Origin of the sequence: Flagellimonas lutimaris (assembly GCF_003581615.1) — a bacterium.
Lineage (GTDB): Bacteria > Bacteroidota > Bacteroidia > Flavobacteriales > Flavobacteriaceae > Flagellimonas > Flagellimonas lutimaris.
In genome coordinates this window covers 1,003,897-1,023,214 of sequence record NZ_QXFH01000070.1, presented here as the reverse complement: position 1 = coordinate 1,023,214, position 19,318 = coordinate 1,003,897, and the positions used below count along the sequence as shown (strand labels likewise).

The following is a 19,318-nucleotide window of genomic DNA, read 5'->3' as shown; positions in this document are numbered from 1 at the left end:
CCGATGTCTCGTTCCCCGTGCCGATTGGGTCCTGGTCGATCGTCACACTGTAGCCCGAAGGGGCCTGCCCAAATCCTAATCCAATCCCAAAAAGAAAGAAAAGAACAAAGAAAATGTTTCCGCGACCAGAAGTGGTCTGCGTTCGATTTGAGGGATTTTTAAATAAGGTCGACATCACCAATATAAATAGTTTCAGTTGGGTTAAACGCAAAGCTAAAGTAGGTGACTTGGGAGCCTCCAATATTACAAAAAAGGCAAGGAAGTTCCTTGCCAATTAGTTTAAATCTCTATTTATTCGGATAAACTGTTTTTCTTTTTTAAGAAACTACAGCAGAACTGGTTTCGGCCTCGCGGTGGATTTTTTTCACCAAACCTTGCAACACCTTGCCCGGCCCTACTTCCACAAAGGATGTTGCCCCGTCTTTTACCATTTGCTGTACGCTTTGCGTCCACTTTACGGGGGCGGTCAATTGCAGGATCAAATTCTTTTTTATTTCCTCGGCATCGGACACCGCCGTGGTGGTCACATTTTGGTATATGGGACAACTCGGTGTCTTAAACTCCGTGGATTCTATGGCCGCGGCCAATTCTTCACGAGCAGGCTCCATTAATGGAGAATGGAAAGCTCCTCCTACGGGCAACAACAATGCTCGTCTGGCTCCGGCTTCCTTCATTTTTTCACAGGCTATGTTCACAGCATCAACGTCACCAGAAATAACCAATTGCCCTGGGCAGTTATAGTTCGCTGGAACCACAATACCTTCAACCTCAGCACAGATTTTTTCAACTACCTCATCTTCCAGACCTAAAACGGCAGCCATAGTGCTAGGCTGGATTTCACAGGCCTTTTGCATAGCAAGTGCACGTTGTGAAACCAATTTTAAACCGTCTTCAAAATTCAAGGTTCCATTGGCAACCAATGCAGAGAATTCACCCAAAGAATGGCCAGCAACCATGTCTGGTTTAAACGTATCTCCCAATACCTTGCTCAAAATTACAGAGTGTAAAAAGATAGCTGGCTGGGTCACCTTGGTCTGCTTTAGATCTTCAGCGGTTCCTTCGAACATGATATCCGTAATGGAAAACCCAAGAATTTCATTGGCTCTTTCAAAAAGTTCCTGTGCTTCGGAATGGTTTTCGTAAAGGTCCAAGCCCATACCCACAAATTGAGCTCCTTGTCCTGGAAAAATATATGCGTTCATAATTGTCGAGTTTTTTTGAGTGGGACAAAAATAGGGAATATTCTTCGATAGCTTTTTGGATGGTTGGATTGTTGGATTGTTGGATTGTTGGATTGTTGGATTGTTGGATTGTTGGAATATTAAATTATTTGAATTCCTCACAACCTCAAATCCATTACTCTTCTTTGAACCAACTGGAATATTTCACATAATTGTTGGCAATCCTATCTATTTCCCCAGATGATAGTTCGGGACTGATGTCCTTTATTTTCTTAGCGGGCATACCGGCATAAATACTCCCGGCCTCTACATGGGTTCCCGTAGTAACCACAGCTCCAGCAGCGATAATGGAGTTGCTTTCCACCACACAACCATCCATAATAATGCTTCCCATACCCACCAATACATTGTCTTTTAGGGTGCAACCATGCACTATGGCATTATGACCTATGGAAACATTATTGCCAATAGTAGTCGGAGACTTCTGATAAGTACCATGAATTACCGCACCGTCCTGTACATTGACCTTGTTGCCCATTTTAATAAAATGGACATCGCCACGCACCACGGCGTTAAACCATACACTACATTGGTCGCCCATGCTCACCTCGCCTACGATGGTGGCATTTTCGGCAATAAAACAATCTTTTCCTATTTGTGGAGCTTTGCCCCTCACGGGTTTGATAATCATTCTAATGTATTTTGAGGTTTTTGTAAAATCGCACTCGACCTTGGTCAATGTGACAATTTATTGAAAATACGACAATAGATCGGCTTTTTTGGAAGCAGAAACGGAAAGTTCCTTGCCATTGGACAGCACCACGCTGCCACCCTTCCCTTTTTTATACTTTACCACTTCGGTTACATTCACCAAATAGGATTTATGGATACGGGCAAAGGAATAGGGCTGTAATACCTCCTCAAAATATTTTAAGGTCTTGCTTACCACTATTTTTTTCTTTTCCAGATAGATTTCTGTGTAGTTGTCATCTGCCTTGCAGAAATAGATATCCGATACATCCAACACTTGGAAACCATCTTGTTGGGGCAGTGTTATTTTTCCTTCTGCCCCCATATGTCTGGCTTGGAGCACTTGCCCTTCCAGAGCATTTTCTTTTTCTTTGATGGCCCGAACATAATCCACTGCTTTGATCAATTCATCAATATTGATGGGTTTCATTAAATAATAGGCAGCATGATGGTTCAAAGCATCCATCGCATATTGATTATAAGCCGTCACAAAAATAGTTTCGAAGGTTCGGCCCGGTATTTTATCCAACAGGTCAAAAGCATTGCCAAAAGGCATTTCCACATCCAAAAGCACCAAATCTGGTTGATGCTTTTTGATTTCCTTCAAACCCTCTTCAATGGTTGCTCCTTCACCAAGCAAGGTGATGTTTTCACAATATTTCGCCAAATAGTTTCGAAGGATTTCCCGACTATTGGCTTCATCTTCCACAATGACCGCTTTTAGTTCCATCATTGTTTTTTAAGTTTTAGGGATACTTTGGTTCCTGTTTTGTCCTCCTTTAGGTCAGCAATGGATACTTCCACTCTATTCTTATACATATCGTTCAAGATTTGGATTCGCTTTTGAATATTGCCTATTCCCTTGGATTTTTGTTTACGCTGATTAGTAGTTTTTAACTCAGCTGACTTTTTCCTTCCAATACCATTGTCCTCAATACAGATTTCAAGCATATCGTTTGTCACTTGCCGGACCTTTATTTTTAAAAATCCTTTTCCCTCTTTATAACGCAGGCCGTGCCAAATGGCATTTTCAATATAAGGTTGCAGCAGCATCGGTGGGATTTGGAAGGCATCAATATCGATTTTACCGTCCACATCAATTTCATAATCAAACTTGTCGGAGAATCTGGAATGTTCGAGTTTCACGTAGAGCTCCAATAGTTCCAATTCTTTGGCCAGCGGTATAAAATCCTCTTCGGAATTCTCGAGTACGCTTCGCATCAACACCGAGAACTCGCTCAAAAAACGGTTGGCACTCCGCTCGTCGCTTTTGGCGATATAATTGTTTACGGAATTGAGGGCATTAAAAATAAAATGAGGATTCATTTGAGTACGCAGCGACTTCAATGCCAGAAGATTGTTGGCCAGTTTTTGCTGTTTGTTACTTCTATAATAAAGAAATGCAGTTAGGGCCATCAATGCTATTCCAAAAATGAGCGAATAGATGATCCATTTTTGACGTTTACTGGTCTCTTCGTACAGCTGCTGTTCGGTTACCGCCAAACTATACTTACTCTGGCTGAGTTCTCTTTCCTGCTCCAAACTTGAGATACGGTTTTGGGTATTCGCAATCTCACGATTAAAACGGGCCGCTCTAGATATTTCTTGCTCTTTTCGCACATACAAACTATCTACCACGGCCACATAATCTTGGTAGGACTCCAAAGCTTTGGTATAGTCGCCCTTGTTGCGATACACTTCGGATAATTTTCGGGTCGCATCCTTTTGCACCACCAAATCATCGTCTTTATCGGCCTCAACAATACTTTTTTCCAGGTAAGGAATGGCCTCGTCCAATTTATCCTGGGCGATATAGGCATTGGCTATTTTATAGTTGATGCGCTGTGAGGTTACCGTATCCCTAGTGGAAATGCCTTGCCTGGCCGAGGCCACAGCATTTCTAGATAATTGTTTCAACTCGTCCAAATTCTTTTTACGCAGTTGGATTTCATCGTCATAGCGATTCTTTTGGTTATAAAAATCCGCCACCTTTTCACTTTCCTGAATCAATCTTTCCGGCGCCACTTTTTTGGAAAGGTTCAATGAATTCTGATAAAAGCCTTCTGCCTCAATTACTCGGTCCTCACTAGCAAAGGCATCAGCTATTTTAGAACTTAAATCTATTTCCTTTGGAGATATCTGATTTTTTTCTGCGATAAAAAGCCCCTCTTGATAATAGTGTTGTGCTTCTTTAAGATTCGACAATACTCTATTGGCGTCGCCCAGTGTTTCGTAAAGTTCCACTCGTTGGTAAGGCACCATGTTTTTTACTTCAACCAATGGCTCCAAAATGGAAATCCCGCTTTCATAATTGCCATTCCGTACATACGCAGTACCCAACAGCAATTTGGTCCTGTTGGATTCTTGAGCGGCCAGGGCATCCTTGAAATTGGTGATAGCCAAATCATACTGTTCATGGTACATATAAATTTCACCAAGGGTTCGGAGCGAGGATGACAGTTCTCGCTTGTTTCCTGTACTTCCGAGAGGCTCCATGGAACGGGCGATAAAATCAATGCTTTTCTCGAAATCCGTTTTTTTATAAAAGTTGGCCGAATCCAAAAAGCGCTGGTGATCCATCAGTGCACTTCTTGAACTGGAAGCTTCACGCTTTTGCTTTTGGACAGATCTGGAACTACCATAACCTTCAACCAATACATCCACATCTTCATCTGATTTGATTCGGTAACGCACCGTTTCCAGTTCCGGCCCCTCAACAATTAGCATATCACCTATGGACGCCTTAATGGTGAATTCCCCTAGACCGTTGGTTCTGGTATATTGTCCCTTATCGGTAGAAACCTGAACCCCGGAAATGGGGACATGGCTTTCCTTTCCCTTAACGGAACCCTTGATTTCCATTTGCCCTTGCGCATTTCCAACCTGCGCCCATGTGCTCAGGGAGGTCATCAATACCAATACTATTATGTAGGCCTTGTGAATCATAACTTAGGTAAACATACTGCTTCCCAAGCATTTTAAAAAATAGGACGTTGCCTAATCACCTTGAAAAACAGCATGATTTTACCTCCTTACGAAGTAATCGGGCAAGGTTACTCATTTAAAGCACCGTGTTGCTCATTCTAGGTTTTTATTGATCAAAGTTGCAGATACATTTACCTCAACATTAAAAATTATTGCATCATGAAACATATGAATTACATATTCGGTACAGCGCTCCTATTATTTATAACAGGAACAAGCTATGGTTGCAACCTAAAGGCCCACACCAAAGAGAAAACAACATTAACAACCACCTATGCCGGCAAGAAACCAGCAGAGCAATACGTTAAAATCGCCTTGCTCTTGGACACAAGCAACAGTATGGACGGTCTCATCAATCAGGCCAAAACACAATTATGGGATATTGTAAATGAATTTACCCATGCGAAATGTGGTACCAATATTAGACCTTCCCTTCAAATTGCACTTTATGAGTACGGGAACGACAACCTTTCATCACACGAAGGGTATATTAGACAGGTTTTGGGTTTCAGTAATGACTTGGATGAGATTTCCGAGAAACTTTTTTCCTTGACTACCAATGGCGGTGAAGAATATTGCGGACAAGTAATCCATACTTCATTAAAACAATTGGATTGGGGCAAAAATGCCGATGACCTTAAAATGATTTTTATTGCAGGCAATGAACCTTTTACCCAAGGAAAATTGGATTATAAAGATGCTGCCACCAATGCACAAGAAAAAGATGTAATCGTAAATACCATTTTTTGTGGCAATTACGACCAAGGCATCTCTACCATGTGGAAAAAAGGCGCTATGCTTACCGGAGGTGAGTACATGGCCATTGATCACAACAGGCAAGTGGTTCATATCAACACGCCTTATGACGATATCATTATTCAATTAAATTCTAAATTGAACAACACCTATATCTCTTATGGTTCTATTGGAAGGCAAAAGAAAGCGCTTCAATCCATGCAAGACGCCAATGCCGCTGAATTGGAAGAGGTTGTAGTCGTAAAACGTGCTGTTAGCAAAAGCTCCAGACTGTATAAAAATTCTCAATGGGATTTGGTGGATGCAGCAGAGGACGACGAATCCATTATTTCAGAATTGAAGGAAAAAGAACTACCTGAGGAACTTCAAGGGAAATCCGAAAACGAGATCAAGGTCTACGTAAAAGAAAAGAAAGCAGAGCGCCAAAAAATCCAAAAAAAGATACAGGAACTCAATGCCAAACGCGAGGTTTACATTGCCGAGCATCAAAAAGAAGAAACAGGAGAGCTTGAAAATGCCATGCTATCGGCCATAAAGACCCAGGCTTCAAAGAAAAACTTTACTTGGGATTAGGTTTATTTTAAACAGCTAATGCTACATGGTCCATCATTAAAGGTGGGCCATTTTAATTATTGGCCGCCGGGCAATAACAATCGTAGCGCTTACCTTGATCACTCTGTCCAAATTCGTAACCCAAGGTAATTTGATGAAAACCGCCATTATCAAAACGAATATCCCCTGATTGGTAGGAATAGTTATAAGAGAACAAGAATCTATTCACATTCACCCCTATTATCGGAGTAAACAACTGTAATCGTTGTTCTCCAAACTGGCCATTGGATTGAAATTGTGCCCCGTCAAAACTACGTCGGTATGACAATCCGGCCCAAACGGTACCAAAACTCACATCGCGATATACTTTTGCATTCAAATCCACTGTTTTCTCTTTGGTAAAATCCGTCATCTGGAACAAAATGGAAGGCTCTATTCTTGTTTCTCTACCAAAAACGTATCCTACGGAAAACAAATAACGTCTTAAGTTATCAAACTCAGCAGCAGTATATAAATCACGGCCACTGCCCAAAACATTTAAAATGGCGGCATGGGCGTAAAATTCAAATAAGTTATAAGATACTCCAAGGTCTACATTAAAATAGCTTGTGGTGTTTTTCACTCCGGTTACCACGGGATCAGGAATTACCGATACAAATTCACTTTCATCCAAACTGCTCAAAATGACACCTGCGCTCAAACCAAAGGACAACTGATTAAGGGTTCTAAAATCTCCTCCCAATTGCAAATGATGCGCATAGGTTGCTTTAAATCCTGTTTGTGAGTGGTAGCCGTTGGAGTCGTTAAAAAGTATGCCCCCTATTCCACTACGCTCACCAACCCTGGAATTAATGTTCAAGGTTTGCAAGCTTGGTGCCTCGTCCACATTAAACCATTGTTTCCTAGCCGTAAGACGAATTTTGGTGCCCTCCGAAATCCCTGCCATGGACGGGTAAACCAAATAATAGTTATCCGCCAAGTAGTCAAAGTATACTGGAATACCTTCTTGTGCCTTGGCCATGGACCCAAAAAACAAGGTTATAATAATCGAGGTTAAGATACGTCTCATGTGACGATTGGGGCTAATGGTTATTGAATACAATAAAACAATAACATAACGGAAACCACAATACATTATTATAATATTTTGCTACGCATCTTAACTATTGGTATTTTTGCAGCAAAGATTCAATGATGAAAGAGTTCCATATTACGGTTGTTCCCACCAACAACACCAAGATCATTAAGTTCGAGACCAACCATTTTTTGGTCAAAGGCAACTACGAATATAAAAATATAGATGAGGCCAAAGAATCCCCTTTGGCACAACAACTTTTTTATCTGCCCTTTGTCAAAACCGTTTATATTGCCAGTAATTTTGTGGCTTTGGAACGTTTTGACATTGTGGAATGGGACGATGTAAAAGACGAGGTCGCCCAGCAACTGGTCGAATACCTCAACGCTGGGGAACCGATTGTAAATGAGACCGACATTAAAAAGAAGCAACCCATTACGGTATATGCAGAGGTGACTCCCAATCCTGCGGTAATGAAATTCGTTTCGAACAAAAAAATCGTTCCCAACACCTATGAGTTCAAAAATATTGATGAAGCCAAGGACTCTCCTTTAGCTATTGAACTCTTTCACCTACCTTTTGTAAAAGAGGTTTTTATGGACGAAAACTATGTTTCCGTTACCAAATACGAGGTTGCTGATTGGGAAGAGATCAACATGCAATTGCGTGAATTCATCAGAGATTATTTGGCTGACGGGAAAGATGTAGTGACAGCGGAAGCCATACAAAAAAGCAAAGAAACTGTTGAGCAGAAAACCACTGGCACGGATTACGATGACACATCGCTTCAGATTATTGACATTTTGGAAGAATATGTAAAACCAGCCGTTGCCGGAGATGGAGGAAACATTCTATTTCAATCTTATGAAGAGGAAAGCGGAACTGTAAGCGTTATTCTTCAAGGAGCCTGTAGTGGCTGTCCATCGTCCACCTTTACCCTTAAAAATGGTATAGAAACCATGCTTAAAAACATGATGGGCGAAAAAATCAAGGAAGTCGTTGCTCTAAACGGATAATTAACGCTGTTTTACTGCCGAATTCCCATCAAAATTTGTTAAATTGAAAGGAATCATAAAAACATTGACCATGGCAGTTTTAAAAGTTATTGAAGTATTGGCGAATTCCAGCAAAAGCTGGGAAGATGCAACCAACAAAGCGTTGGAGCAAGCCTCAAAATCTGTAAAGAACATTCGTTCCATCTATATCAACGAGCAAAGCGCCACGGTAAAAGATGGAAAGATTGACGACTACAGGGTGAACGTAAAGATTACCTTTGAAGTTCATTAAAAAATTAATGAAATGAAGATGCGTCCCAAAATGGACGCATTTTTTTATGCGCAAAAATGCTCTCCTGATGAAAAAAGTGCTTTTCTATTTATTAATTGCCGCAGCGGTCCTAAGCTGCAACCAAAAACCTAAAGAAGTGACCCACGAATATACCAATGCCCTAATAGAGGAAACCAGCCCTTATCTGCTACAACATGCCCACAACCCCGTAAATTGGGAAGCATGGCGCCCAGATGTACTCGAAAGGGCCCAAAAGGAGGATAAACTTTTACTCATTAGTATTGGGTATGCCGCCTGCCATTGGTGCCACGTTATGGAAAAAGAGTGTTTTGAAGATGAGGAAGTAGCCCGATTAATGAATGAGAATTTCATAAACATTAAAATTGATAGAGAGGAACGTCCCGATGTGGACCAAATTTATATGGATGCCATCCAGATGATCAATGGGAATGGTGGGTGGCCACTAAATATTGTCGCCTTACCAGACGGGAGACCTTTTTGGGGCGCTACTTATGTTCCAAAGGACAATTGGATAAAATCATTGGAGCAGCTTGCCACCCTTTATAAAGAAGATAAACCCCGAGTAACAAAATACGCCTCGGATTTAGCGGATGGACTCCAAGCTATCAACCTTGTAGAAAATGATGAGGACAGCGACCTCTATTCTTTGGAGCAATTGGATGCATCTGTACAAAATTGGACCCAATATTTTGATACGTTTTTGGGCGGGCATAAACGTGCTCCAAAATTTATGATGCCCAACAATTGGGACTTTTTATTACACTATGCCACATCGACCGACAATGCCGAAATTATGGAATTTGTGGACACCACGCTCACCCGAATGGCATATGGTGGCGTTTACGACCATGTAGGCGGTGGATTTTCCCGATATGCCGTGGATACCAAATGGCATGTACCCCATTTTGAAAAAATGCTGTACGACAATGGGCAACTGATAAGCTTATACGCCAAGGCCTACGCGGTAACCAAAAATGAATTGTACAAAAATGTGGTGACGGAGACCATTGATTTTACCGAAGAAGAACTTTTGGATGAAAGCGGTGGATTTTATTCCTCCTTGGATGCAGATAGCCTTGATGACAACGGCAATCTGGAGGAGGGCGCCTATTACGTTTGGACAAAAGAGGAACTCACCCAACTATTGGGTGATGATTATGAGGTTTTTCAGGACTATTTCAATATTAATTCCTATGGACATTGGGAGGAAGAAAACTATGTCTTGATTAGGGATAAAAGCAATCAAGATGTTGCTAAAAAGTTCAATATTTCGATACCTGAACTGAAGATCAAAATAAACAAGAGCCTCACCATACTCAAAGAAGAAAGAAGCAAACGTCCCAAACCACGATTGGACGACAAAATACTAACTTCTTGGAACGGTTTAATGTTGAAAGGGCTTGTAGATGCGTATCGCTATTTTGGCGAAAAAAGATACTTGACTTTAGCCATTAAAAACGCAGAGTTTATTGAACGTGAAATGATGAAACAGGATGGTTCGCTCTACAGAAACCACAAAGAAGGTAGAAGCACCATCAATGCCTTTTTAGATGATTATACCACTGTGATCGATGCTTACCTTTCACTCTACGAGGTTACTTTTGATGAAAAATGGCTCAATTTGGCCAAAAACCTGCTCGAATATTCCAAAAAACACTTTTTGGATGAAGAATCAGGTATGTTTTTTTATACTTCGGATGAAGACCAATCCTTGATCAGAAGAACCATAGAAGTTGATGATAATGTGATCTCATCTTCCAACTCTATGATGGCCATCAATCTATATAAATTTCATAAACTGTATCCAGATGAAACCTATGGGGAAACCGCCAAACAAATGCTCAAAAACGTTCAAAAGGATTTTGACCGAAGGGCCCAAGGATTTTCGAACTGGCTGCATTTGGCGCTATACCTTAACCAAAACTTTTACGAAATAGCCATAGTTGGCAAAGACTACAAATCCATAGGACAAGAAATCAGTAAAGTCTATGTTCCCAATAGCATTTTGGTGGGCACCCAAAAAGATGCAAACATTGAACTATTAGAAAACAGGGACGTGCCCGGAGAAACACTTGCCTATGTATGCATTGAAGGCGCCTGCAAACTACCCGTATCAAACGCTGAAGAAGTTCTAAAACAGCTAGCCAATTAACATTTGTTTAAAAACCTTTTTTTTTATTTCATTTGAATATTAATTACGTTGCTATTTAAACTAAAAACCATTATGGAAGAATTAGAAAATTATCAAGATTACATAGACCAAGCTGTAGAATGGTCCTTTAGTATATTGCCCAATCTTATTACGGCCATCATTACTTTTTTTGTGGGTGTTTGGGTAATCCGATTGATCAATAAAATGGTGCGCCGATTTTTTGCTAAAAAGGATTACGATGAAACCCTGGAATCATTTTTACAGAGTTTTATAAGTGTTATCCTTAAAGCTCTAGTATTTGTTTTGGTAGTAACGCAATTGGGCGTCAAAACCTCATCATTGGTTGCCTTGGTCGGTGCCGCCGGTCTTGCCATTGGTTTGGCCCTACAAGGATCCTTGGCCAATTTTGCCGGAGGGGTACTCATTTTAATCTTTAAACCTTTTAAGGTGGGTGATTTTATCTCTGCCCAAGGAGTGGACGGAACCGTAAAGGAGATTTCCATTTTCAATACAAAACTGAGCACGTTTGGCAACCAAATTGCCATTATCCCAAATGGACAGCTTTCCAATGGGAACGTAATCAATTATAATATGGAGAATACCCGAAGGGATAAATTTGATGTAGGGATTGGATATGGATCCAATATTAAAGAAGCCAAAGAAATTCTTTTAAAGATATGTGCCGAAAATCCCAGCATCAATACCGAACCTGCTCCAGAAGTATATGTGGGCGAATTGGGTGATAGTTCCGTAAATCTTACACTCCGCTTTTGGGCCAATAACGATGTTTTTTGGCCAGCGCATTTTTATGTAATAGAGCAAACCAAACTACGTTTTGACGCCGCAGGAATTGAGATTCCATTCCCACAACGGGTGATGCACAAAGCTGTAATGGATTAATTTTTTTTCTTCTTTTGTTGAAGAACAAAATCTTTGAGGTAATAAGGTTCAAAATAGGCCACATCCTCAAATTGTTTCGACTCAAACTTTTCAAAAGCCATCGAAACCATATCCTCGGCTGAAGGAACAACAGATTCATCGAAAATAAAATTGGGGTGTTGCAAGACACCCCTACATTTTTCTGCCCCACTACCTACTACATACACCTCGTTCTCGCCAAGGTATTCAACAAAGGATTCCTCATTAATTATCTCCGCACGAGTTTCCCGTACTTCTTGATAGTTGTTATTATAAACACAAGAATACACCTCCATACGTCGGGCATCGAGCGCTGGAATCACCAACTCCCCAGGTTTTAAATCCACCTGACGTGCCATACTCTGTAAAGTGGGTATCGAAATCAACGGTATATCCAAGGAAAAACAAATTCCTTTTGCCGCTGACACCCCAATACGGAGTCCCGTATAGGAACCTGGACCTTTGCTTATAGCAACGGCATCCAAGTCCGAAAATGACAAAGAAGCCTCTTTCAAGGCTTCTTTTATAAATACGTGCAATTGTTCCGAGTGCGAATAACTCGCTGCGTTATTCTCTTTTAGGACAACGATTTCATCATCCTTTGAGATGCTCACAGAGCAATTGGTTGTTGCAGTTTCTAAATGTAGTATTATGGTCATAGCGGCCACAAAGATACTAGTTTAAAGCAATGGGTATACCAAAGTAGAACTCCAATATTTTTAATCGGAAAATGTAGTTGTACTTGGTCCTAATTACATCGGCCTGGGCATTTTCCAGCCTAGCTTGTGCTTGACTGTATTCGAAGGCATTCATTAAACCAACATCGTAACGATCCTTGGCATACTCGTAGGACAAACGTCTAGCTTCCAGTGTTTTTACTGCAGCTTCATAGGCCTTTTCAAATGTATTTACGTTTACATAGGCTTGCTGAATAGTACTTTCTAAAGCCAACTTATCCTGCTCCAGCTGCAATTTGGCTTTTTCCAAACTGATTTTAGATCGCATAACGTTGTTGCGCGTACTCCATCCATTAAAAATGGGAATGTTCAACTGGGCCCCATAACTAATACCATCAAAAATCCATAATTGATCGGTAAAATTAGGAGTATATGGAACTCCGTTTCCATCAGGTATCTGGGTAACATCGGAATACCGTGTACCGTATTGGAAGAACCCCGACAAAGTCGGCAAGTAAGCCCCCTTGGCAATCTTAAGATCTTGCTCGGCCAACTCTACATTGGTTTCAGAGAATTTAATGTCATTTCTAAAACCTAATGCTTTATCAAAAATAACCTTTGGTGAGTTTTTAAGAATATCGGAAGGTGGTATAGAGAATTCCTCTTCTGCTATATCAAAGTTTTCGTAATCGGTTATCTGTAGCAATTGTGCTAGACTTACTCTTGATATAATTACAAGACTTTCACCATTGATTATCTGCTGTTCTTGATTGGCTGCGGTAGCCTCAATTTCCAAAAGATCACCTCTTGGCACAACCCCGGATTCCACCAATTCCTTGGTTCTTTTCAGGTCTTGTTCCGTAACGGCATATTGCGCTTTAAAGGTTTTAAGCTGTTCTTTATTGGAAACCACATCCAAGTAAGCGTTTGCTACGTTCAACCGAATATCGTCCTTTAAATTATCCAAACGGTATTGACTGGCAATAGCACTCATTTTTGCGCGGTGCAGCCGGTTTATGTTCCTCAACCCATCAAATAGGGTTACGTTGGAACTTACCCCTCCACTTACGTTAAACGCAGTGCTATTCGTTGGTAAGTTGTTTGTTGGATTGATGGAAAAACCTGTATTACTTGAGGCCGAGGCGGACCCGTTTAAGCTAGGAAGAAGATTTCCTATGGCATCGGATTTATCAATTTGAGCATTCTCCAAATCCAGTTCAAATTGTTCTACGGTCAAGTTGTTATCTACTGCATATTCCACACATTCCTGAAGTGTCCATTTGCGCATTTGTGCGCTGGAAAAGGTAACGGCGAACAACAGTAATACTATCGTTATGCTATTTTTCATTCGTTTTTTGATTTTGGTTGTTAAAATGATGGTCAGCATGGCTTAATCTTCATCAGATTTTTTCTCAAGCTTGTTCCAAACTTTGATTTTATCGTCTTCACCAATACCTGAAACTATTTCGACATCTATACCGTCACTTACACCCAACTCAAGATCTCTACGCTCAAACTCGTTCTCTCCCACTTCAACCTCTACGTAAGGCTTTTCCGTTTCTTTGTCAAATTGAAGCAAGGCTTCTTTTAAGGAAAGTACATCTTTCTTCTCCTCTAAAACAATGGAGGCATTGGCACTGTAACCTGCTCGAACATATGAAGTACTATCGGTATCCTTAACAGCTAAATCACCTTCGATTTTAAACTGAACAGCCCCTTCTTCCTCTACACCTTTTGGTGCAATAAACTTAAGATTGGCATCAAATTTTTGTGCTTCCAAAGCTCCCAAACTAATTTCCAAAGGCATTCCAACATGTAGTTTTCCAACCTCGGCTTCGTCCACTTCTCCTTCAAATATCATTTTGGACATATCAGCGATAGTGGCAATAGTGGTACCCTCGTTAAAGTTGTTACTTTGGATTACCTGGTCCCCCTCTTTTACAGGAATCTCCAAGATAGTTCCGGAAACAGTGGCCCTAATATTGGTATTTGCACTCGCTGAACCTCCAGCAGAACCTTTTCTAATAATCTGATAATCGGCCTGTGCATTTTTCAACTCTTGCAAAGCTTGTTCGTAGGTCAATTTCAAGTTGTTGAAATCTTGGTTTGAAATCACCCCTTTTTCAAACAATGTTTTGTTTCTATCGTACTCCAACTTGGCATTGCTCAACGCCAATTCGGCATTGCGAACCCTACCTGCGGCCTGGTTCATGGATTGCTCATTGGGAACTACTTTAATTACCGCAATAAGGTCTCCTGATTGTACTCTCACCCCTTCTTCCAAAAGGATTTTATCAATAATCCCAGATATTTGAGGTTTGATATTAATTTCATCTTCAGGAATAACCTTTCCGGTAACAATTACCTTATTTACTATATCCTTCCGTTCAGCTGTTTCGGTTTTATACAGCTCTACAGGAGTACTGTTCTGCTTTAAAAAGTAGACTACCGCGGCCAAAATACCTATGACCACTACCCCTATCAATCCGTATTTTACATACTTGTTCATTCTTGCTTATTTGATTTCGTTATTTAAATTGTATTGATGATTATTCTTCTCTTAATGCATCTATGGGTTTAATTCTTACAGCTCGGTTGGCTGGCAATAATCCTATGAGTACGCTCAGCCCTACCATTAAAACAAATGATACGATGAATTGCGATACACTAATCATTGGTTTTACGAATGGGAAATCATCCCCACTACCAAACATAGCGTCCAAAATGGACAATATCCCTACCGCAATGGCAAAACCTACTAGGCCAGCAAACGCCGTCAACACTATGGCTTCCAAAACAATCTGACGTTTTACTATCTTGGGTGTTGCACCCAAAGCTCTTCTTACCCCTATTTCTTGTGTACGTTCCTTTACAGTAATCAAAAGGATATTACTTATGGCAATTACACCGGCCAATAGCGTAAAGATTCCAACGAAAAATGAAAATCCTTTCAGAACCGTTGTAAATGCAGTAATATTATTGAATATTTCAGACAGATCAAAACTACCTATGGCACGCTCGTCATCCGGATGAATATCGTATTTAAGCTTTAGAATATCCTTTATTTGTTTTTCAACGACTGGTACCGGAGTTCTTTCTTCCACGGCTATTGCCATCCATCCCATTCTATCCCCAGAATTAAATGCTTTTTGAAAGGTGGTAAAGGGAATAAAAACTGCATTTTCTCCATCAATATTGATGTTATTGTTTGGTTTATAAATTCCAACAACCGAGAAATAAATACCGTTAATACGAATGTCTTCACCTATAGCTTTTTCTCCTTTATCGAAAAGGAGTTTATAGGTTTCCTCTCCAATCACACATACTTTTTTTGAACCTTCAATATCCGTCTGGTTCAAAAACCTACCTTCCACTAATTTCTTTTTGGTGATATTATCTATTTCTGGAAAGTCACCGTATACTGCCGAACCACTGGTTTGGCCATTTCGATAAACGGTTACAACACCTCGATGGTTACCCAATTCAATTCGAGGGGCCAATACCTCAATTTCCGGAATCTGTTTTTTCAGGATGTCCGCATCTTCAAGCTTGTAGCGGATTCTTCTTCCTCGCTCAAAACCTTTGTAAGGTTCTGAGGTTGATTGTCCCCAAACAAACAGACTGTTCGAAGCAGTACCTGCAAAAAGTTTATTGAATCCATTGCTCATACCATTGGCGGAGCCCAATAACAACACCAAGATGATCATAGCAAAGATCACTCCAAGCATGGTGAGGAAGGTCCTAAGCATATTCTTGCCCAGCGTATGAAAAATTTCGATCCACAAGTCCTTATCAAATAACCACATAACTATTTATCACTTAGTGCAACAATGGGTTTTACATTTGCAGCTTTCATAGCCGGCAACAAGCCTGCCAATACTCCTGCAATAATCAATATTATTGTGGCTGTAACCACAACGGAAAGGCTTACCGATGGATCGCTAAAGGCCGGTGTCTGAATCGTAGGACCTATTGCGGCCAAAATCATCCAAGCAAACAACAGTCCAACAAAACCTGAAATCGACGTAATAAAAACCGACTCCAACAATACCAAGTTCACGATTTGACTAGGTCTTGCGCCGAGGGCTTTTCGCACCCCAATTTCTTTTGTTCTCTCCTTAATAGTAAACACCATGATATTTCCGATACCCACAATCCCAGCGATGAGTATCAAAAACCCAACACCAATACCAATTGCTTTCAATACAGATGTAAAACTGTTAATATTATCAAAGGCCTCAGCATAGTTAAATATATAAAGGCCTGATTGGTCGTCCGGGTCAATTTTATGTCGTCTTTTCATTAAATCCTCCAATCTACTCGAAAACTCCAATGATGTAGCAAGGTCGTAGGTTGGATTGTATGTAAGAGCAATCATATTGATATTGTTGGTATTCCCATAAATACGCTGATACGTGCTTACAGGGGCATATATTCTTCTTTCGGCATTATCATCTCCATCATCTGTAAAAATGCCAATTACCCTAAAAGGCAATCCATTGAATTCGACAAATTTCCCTAATGGATCTTCATCCTTAAAAAGGTCTTCTGCAACCTTTCTACCGATTACGGCAACTTTGGCCTTGTTGATGATATCTGCTTCATTGATATATCTACCAGCAACCACCAGTGTTTTTTCTATCGCCTGATGATCTGGATGTGTCCCTTGCACGGAATACGAACCTGTTTCACTTTTATATCTAGCGGTTGTATTGGCGTAATATCTTGCGCTTATATACTCGACATCTTCAGGAAAACTTTGTTTGATGTACTCTAAATCATCATTTTTCAATTGGATACGTCTGCCGGCCTCAAAACCTCCATATGCTTTGGATGTAGTTCCTGGACGAACAAAGATGGAATTGGTGGCATCATCGTTAAACTGACCAGTAAAACCGTTTTGCATACCGTTTACCGAAGCTAGGAGCATAACTAAAATAAAGATGGCCCATCCCACGGAAAAACCCGTCAAAAAGGTTCTCAATTTATTAGTCTTGAGCGTATTGAATATTTCTTGCCAAACGTCCCGATCAAACATACTGTTCTGCCCTTACTTGTTCGACTTTTTTATCTTCTACAATAACACCATCTTTTAGGTGTACGATTCGTTTGCACATATGTGCAATATCTTCTTCGTGGGTCACAACCAAAATGGTATTCCCATCATCGTTAATTTTTTGGATAAGGTCCATTACCTCATAGGAAGTTGTACTGTCCAAAGCTCCGGTTGGCTCATCTGCCAGCAAGACTTTGGGTTCTGCAGCCATGGCCCGTGCAATGGCCACCCTTTGCTTTTGTCCACCGGAAAGTTCACTTGGCAAGTGGTCGGCCCATGGTTTTAAACCCACCCTTTCCAAATATTTCATGGCTTTTTCTTGGCGTTCCTTTCTAGGTACCTTTTGGTAATACAATGGAAGCGCCACATTCTCTAGAGCACTCTTGTAATTTATAAGGTTGAAGGATTGAAAGATGAATCCCAGAAATTTATTCCTATACTGGGCTGCTTTGGTTTCACTCAGGTTTTTGATTGGCACACCATCCAAGGTATACTCACCGGAATCCGCCCCATCCAACATTCCTAAAATGTTCAACAACGTGGATTTTCCCGATCCTGAAGACCCCATAATGGCCACAAGCTCTCCTTCTTCAACTTTAAAATTTATCCCTTTTAAAACATGAAGGGAATTGCTCCCCATTTTATAGGACTTATGAAGATCTTTGATTTCTATCATGATTGGTGATGTTAGCTATCTTACTTTTACCTCTGCTAGTAAGACATATAAGTTGTTAAAATGTTACAAGATTTTTTACTTTTTTTTCTAAATAGTGGCTTTGGCAGGCTATTCCTCGGCTAGAGCGTTCCAGACTTTTACTTTGTCAGTTGCCACTATGCCCGATTTTACCTCAACAAAGATACCATCGCTTACACCCAGCTCCACATCCTTTCGTTCAAATTGCTGATCAGCTGTTTGTACCTCTACATAGGGTTTTTTGGTGTCATCATCAAATTGCACCAAGGCTTCTTTTACGGCCAAAACACTATCAGCTCGTGCCAGAATAATAGAGGCATTGGCACTGAGACCTGCCCTGATAAATACCGTATCGTTCTTTTTTAAAGTTCCCTTAATTTCAAATTGGATAGCCCCGTTCTCTTCTTTCCCTTTTGGTGCGATATAATCCAATACGGCATCAAAAACACGGTTTTCAATGGCACCCACGGTAATTTCCAAAGGAAGATCTTCTTTTATTTTTCCAACTTCGGATTCATCTACCTTGCCTTCAAAAATCATTTTGTCCACATCGGCAATGGCCGCTATAGTTGTTCCCTCGTTAAAGGTATTGCTTTCAATGACCTGGTTGCCCACCTCTACGGGTACTTCGAGCACCATTCCACTTACTGTCGCCCTGATCATGGTATTGGCCGAACTGCTCAACCCACTTGTTGTTCCTGTTTTTACAATATCGTAGCGTTTGTTGGCCGCAGCATAGGACTGCTTTGCTTGGTCGTAAGAAACTTGGGCCCGCTCCAAATCTGTTTTGGGTATCACACCCTTACCAAATAAGATGGACTGACGTTCGTAGTTTCGTTTTTGATCATCCAGGTTGATTTTTGCCTCATCTATGGCATTCTTCGCATCGTTGAGGGCAGATAAATTGGGGACTACCTTGATTTTGGCCAATAGGTCTCCCGATTTTACATAATCTCCTCCTTCTACATAAATTTCCTCTATCACCCCGGAAATATTGGGTTTGATCAACACTTCTTCCAAAGGAAGAATACTCCCCGTCGCCACTGCCTTTTTTACAATGGTCTGTTTGGAAGGTGTTTCCGTTTCATATACCACTGGGTCTTCAGAATTTTTCTGGTACAGGTAATACATGGAGCCACCGAAAACTATTACGATGAGCAACAAGATGACAATGGTTACCGATTTTTTCATTTTAATTGATGTTATTGATTGAT

Annotated in this window: 18 protein-coding genes; 5 read left to right on the top strand and 13 right to left on the bottom strand. The window is 40.7% G+C overall.

The genetic code is table 11. The annotated features are described in order from the left end of the window. The 5 genes from D2V08_RS17490 to D2V08_RS09010 form a co-directional block, all read right to left on the bottom strand. The coding region (locus tag D2V08_RS17490; protein WP_220473390.1) for a hypothetical protein at positions 1-274 on the bottom strand (274 nt) is incomplete at its 3' end. A 43-nt stretch (positions 275-317) separates the two neighbouring features. Then, the gene (gene fabD, locus D2V08_RS09025) at positions 318-1,202 is read right to left on the bottom strand and encodes an ACP S-malonyltransferase (RefSeq protein WP_119607696.1); all 885 of its coding nucleotides are present in this window, start codon (positions 1,200-1,202) and stop codon (positions 318-320) included. Between the two features lie 154 nt (positions 1,203-1,356). After that, the gene (locus D2V08_RS09020; RefSeq protein ID WP_119607695.1) at positions 1,357-1,872 is read right to left on the bottom strand and encodes a gamma carbonic anhydrase family protein; all 516 of its coding nucleotides are present in this window, start codon (positions 1,870-1,872) and stop codon (positions 1,357-1,359) included. A 57-nt stretch (positions 1,873-1,929) separates the two neighbouring features. Continuing rightward, on the bottom strand, positions 1,930-2,661 hold the full coding sequence (locus D2V08_RS09015) for a LytR/AlgR family response regulator transcription factor (protein WP_119607763.1): 732 nt from the start codon (positions 2,659-2,661) through the stop codon (positions 1,930-1,932). Next, on the bottom strand, positions 2,661-4,877 hold the full coding sequence (locus D2V08_RS09010; protein WP_119607694.1) for a tetratricopeptide repeat-containing sensor histidine kinase: 2,217 nt from the start codon (positions 4,875-4,877) through the stop codon (positions 2,661-2,663). The genes D2V08_RS09015 and D2V08_RS09010 overlap by 1 nt, the downstream gene beginning before the upstream one ends. Before the next feature lie 198 nt (positions 4,878-5,075). Between D2V08_RS09010 and D2V08_RS09005 the strand changes: the two genes are divergently transcribed. Then, positions 5,076-6,245, top strand: a complete 1,170-nt coding sequence (locus D2V08_RS09005) for a vWA domain-containing protein (RefSeq protein WP_119607693.1) — start codon at positions 5,076-5,078, stop codon at positions 6,243-6,245. A gap of 52 nt (positions 6,246-6,297) precedes the next feature. Here D2V08_RS09005 and D2V08_RS09000 read toward each other — a convergent pair whose 3' ends face one another. Then, complete coding sequence (locus D2V08_RS09000) at positions 6,298-7,293, bottom strand: PorP/SprF family type IX secretion system membrane protein (RefSeq protein WP_119607692.1); 996 nt, start codon at positions 7,291-7,293, stop codon at positions 6,298-6,300. Positions 7,294-7,418: 125 nt separating this feature from the next. Between D2V08_RS09000 and D2V08_RS08995 the strand changes: the two genes are divergently transcribed. From D2V08_RS08995 to D2V08_RS08980, 4 genes are all read left to right on the top strand, one after another. Beyond that, the gene (locus tag D2V08_RS08995; protein WP_119607691.1) at positions 7,419-8,315 is read left to right on the top strand and encodes a NifU family protein; all 897 of its coding nucleotides are present in this window, start codon (positions 7,419-7,421) and stop codon (positions 8,313-8,315) included. A gap of 70 nt (positions 8,316-8,385) precedes the next feature. Then, a complete protein-coding gene (locus tag D2V08_RS08990; protein ID WP_119607762.1) occupies positions 8,386-8,586 on the top strand; it encodes a dodecin family protein in 201 nt (66 codons plus the stop codon). Positions 8,587-8,653: 67 nt separating this feature from the next. Beyond that, complete coding sequence (locus tag D2V08_RS08985) at positions 8,654-10,759, top strand: thioredoxin domain-containing protein (protein WP_119607690.1); 2,106 nt, start codon at positions 8,654-8,656, stop codon at positions 10,757-10,759. 72 nt (positions 10,760-10,831) lie between these two features. Next, on the top strand, positions 10,832-11,659 hold the full coding sequence (locus D2V08_RS08980) for a mechanosensitive ion channel family protein (protein ID WP_119607689.1): 828 nt from the start codon (positions 10,832-10,834) through the stop codon (positions 11,657-11,659). On the opposite strand, the gene tsaB is transcribed toward D2V08_RS08980, so the two are convergent. The 7 genes from tsaB to D2V08_RS08945 form a co-directional block, all read right to left on the bottom strand. Beyond that, positions 11,656-12,336: a tRNA (adenosine(37)-N6)-threonylcarbamoyltransferase complex dimerization subunit type 1 TsaB gene (gene tsaB / locus D2V08_RS08975; protein WP_119607688.1), complete on the bottom strand. Its 681-nt coding sequence runs from the start codon at positions 12,334-12,336 to the stop codon at positions 11,656-11,658. The genes D2V08_RS08980 and tsaB overlap by 4 nt on opposite strands. A gap of 16 nt (positions 12,337-12,352) precedes the next feature. Next, positions 12,353-13,702, bottom strand: a complete 1,350-nt coding sequence (locus D2V08_RS08970; RefSeq protein ID WP_119607761.1) for a TolC family protein — start codon at positions 13,700-13,702, stop codon at positions 12,353-12,355. Between the two features lie 42 nt (positions 13,703-13,744). Continuing rightward, complete coding sequence (locus D2V08_RS08965; RefSeq protein WP_119607687.1) at positions 13,745-14,863, bottom strand: efflux RND transporter periplasmic adaptor subunit; 1,119 nt, start codon at positions 14,861-14,863, stop codon at positions 13,745-13,747. Between the two features lie 40 nt (positions 14,864-14,903). Next, positions 14,904-16,103, bottom strand: coding sequence for an ABC transporter permease (locus tag D2V08_RS08960; protein WP_245980548.1), 1,200 nt, complete (start codon positions 16,101-16,103; stop codon positions 14,904-14,906). 59 nt (positions 16,104-16,162) lie between these two features. Further along, on the bottom strand, positions 16,163-17,338 hold the full coding sequence (locus D2V08_RS08955) for an ABC transporter permease (RefSeq protein ID WP_313790102.1): 1,176 nt from the start codon (positions 17,336-17,338) through the stop codon (positions 16,163-16,165). 46 nt (positions 17,339-17,384) lie between these two features. Beyond that, a complete protein-coding gene (locus D2V08_RS08950; RefSeq protein WP_119607684.1) occupies positions 17,385-18,086 on the bottom strand; it encodes an ABC transporter ATP-binding protein in 702 nt (233 codons plus the stop codon). 108 nt (positions 18,087-18,194) lie between these two features. Continuing rightward, positions 18,195-19,295, bottom strand: a complete 1,101-nt coding sequence (locus tag D2V08_RS08945) for an efflux RND transporter periplasmic adaptor subunit (protein WP_119607683.1) — start codon at positions 19,293-19,295, stop codon at positions 18,195-18,197. Positions 19,296-19,318: the final 23 nt, after the last annotated feature.